Origin of the sequence: uncultured Limnohabitans sp., assembly GCF_937889215.1 — a bacterium.
Classification (GTDB): domain Bacteria; phylum Pseudomonadota; class Gammaproteobacteria; order Burkholderiales; family Burkholderiaceae_C; genus Limnohabitans_A.
Genome location: NZ_CALBEX010000583.1, coordinates 1 through 2015, shown reverse-complemented (window position 1 = coordinate 2015; position 2015 = coordinate 1). Strand labels below are relative to the sequence as shown.

Sequence of the window (2015 nt, the reverse complement as noted above, 5' to 3'; positions counted from 1 at the left end):
GTTCGCGCCGGGCTTTTTCACGGGCCACTTGATCAAAAAATTTGGCACGCTGCAGATCATGGCGGTGGGCGTTGTCATCAATTTCGCCTGCATCGCGATTGCCTTGTCGGGCGTGGAACTGCACCAGTTTCTGATCTCGCTGTTCTTGCTGGGTCTGGGCTGGAACTTCTTGTTCACCGGCAGCACCACACTGGCCATGAAGGCCTGGACGCCCGCCGAAAAAGACCGGGGTCAGGCGGCCATCAACTTCTTTGTGTTCGCCACCATGGCGGTGACCTCGTTCGCTTCAGGCGCCTTGGTCACCACACAGGGTTGGACTTGGCTGAACATCGGCTCGATCCTGCCGGTGACCCTGACCGGGGCGGCGCTGGTGTGGATGGTGATCAAGCAGAAAAACGTGCAAGCAACCAGCGCTTGAGCAGGCTGAACACTTGCGCTTGCTCGGGGTCATGGAAGACCTCGTGGTACATGGCCTCAAAGCAGTGCGCCTGAACCAAGCCTTCGGGCGCTGATTGGGCCCACACGGTGCTGGCAGCTGCTTGCACCAAGTGGTCATCGCCCGCATACACCAGCAAGGTGGGCACCGACCACTGGGGCGCTTCGGCCACCGCTTGTCGACCTTGCGCCAAGATCCAAGCGGCCAAGCCGGCTGAAATGCGTCGGTGCACCCAGGGGTCGTCTTTGTAAGCCTGCACCACGGCAGGATCGCGGGCCACAAATTGGGCATCGAGCCCGTTGTCCACACACAGGTGCGGGGCCAGTTTGGGCAAGGTGGCCAACAAGCATTTTTGCAGCCAGTTGGGCGTGGCCCCCAAGGCGGGGGAGGACAACACCGCCGCGTCCACGGTGCACAACCCCTCGGCCAAGGTCCGCGCCACCACCAAACCGCCCATGCTGTGGCCCAGCAAAATCAGTGGGCTGTTGGGCGCGGGGCCTCGGGCGCGCGTGTCATCGATCACAGACACCAAGTCGGCCTGCAAACTGCCGGGCGACCGCATGTCACCCCGTGGGCCTGCCGAGCGGCCGTGGCCTTGCTGGTCGTAAGCCCGCACGCTGAACCCCCAACTGCGCAAATGGCTGGCCACATTTTGGTAACGCCCAGCATGTTCGCCCAGGCCGTGCACCAGCAGCACGGTGCCCAAAACCGGCGCGTCGGGCAGCGGCCAGTCATACACCGCCAAGGGGCCCGCCTGGCCTGGCAGGCTGGACAGCGTGGGCGAAGTATTGGGGGACGTCATGGCATGCGCGCCATGACTTCGGCCACCGCTGCGGTGAGTTTTTTGGCGTAAGGCACATGCAAAAACTCGTTGGGGCCGTGCGCGTTGCTCTTGGGGCCCAGCACGCCGCAGACCATCATTTGCGCTTTGGGGAAACCGGCGCTGAGCATGTTCATGAGCGGGATGGTGCCGCCTTGGCCGATGTAGCCCACACCCGCGCCAAAGTGCGCTTGGCTGGAGGCGTTCAGGGCTTGTTCGAACCAAGGCGAGGTGTCAGGCGCGTTCCAGCCTGTCGCGCCGCCGCCGCTTTCAAACGTCACTTTGGCCTGGTAAGGCGCGTTGTCTTCGAGCAGGGCTTTCATTTCAGCCACAGCTTGCGCGGCGTCCACCAACGGGGGCAGGCGCAAGCTGAGTTTGAAGGCGGTGTAGGGCCGCAGCACATTGCCCGCGTCTTTCAGGGCCGGGAAGCCTTCGGCACCGGTCACACTCAGTGTGGGCGTCCAGGTGCGGTTGAGCAGGGCTTGGGTCGGGTCGGTGGTGGTGGGCAGCGCAAAGCTGGTGGAGCCGCCGCAGTCGTAGTGCGCCCAGGGGAAGCGCTTGTACACCTCGTCGCCCAAAATGGCGGCCGTGGCCTGCGCTTGGGCCAAACGCTCGGCAGGCACTTCGCAATGGAAGCTGGCGGGCAGCAATCGGCCGGTGGCGCTGTCTTCGAGTCGGTCGAGCACCTGGCGCATGATGCGAAAGCTCGAGGGCACCAGGCCCGAGGCGTCGCCCGAGTGGATGCCTTCGGTGAGGATT

At 64.0% G+C, this 2015-nt stretch carries 3 protein-coding genes; 1 reads left to right on the top strand and 2 read right to left on the bottom strand.

Going from position 1 to position 2015, the window contains the following annotated elements; translation table 11 throughout:
* Positions 1-418 (top strand): MFS transporter (locus Q0341_RS14685; protein WP_299514827.1); only part of this gene is annotated, 418 nt, incomplete at its 5' end.
* Here Q0341_RS14685 and Q0341_RS14680 read toward each other — a convergent pair.
* Complete coding sequence (locus tag Q0341_RS14680) at positions 384-1238, bottom strand: alpha/beta hydrolase (protein WP_299514825.1); 855 nt, start codon at positions 1236-1238, stop codon at positions 384-386. The two genes, Q0341_RS14685 and Q0341_RS14680, sit on opposite strands and share 35 nt — an antisense overlap.
* A partial coding sequence (locus tag Q0341_RS14675; RefSeq protein WP_299514823.1) for a peptidase dimerization domain-containing protein occupies positions 1235-2015 on the bottom strand: 781 nt, incomplete at its 5' end. The genes Q0341_RS14680 and Q0341_RS14675, both read right to left, overlap by 4 nt.

Excerpts from the sequence above, each read along its gene's own strand:
- Q0341_RS14680 (WP_299514825.1), bottom strand. The coding sequence starts at position 1,238 with ATGACGTCCCCCAATACTTCGCCCACGCTGTCCAGCCTGCCAGGCCAG.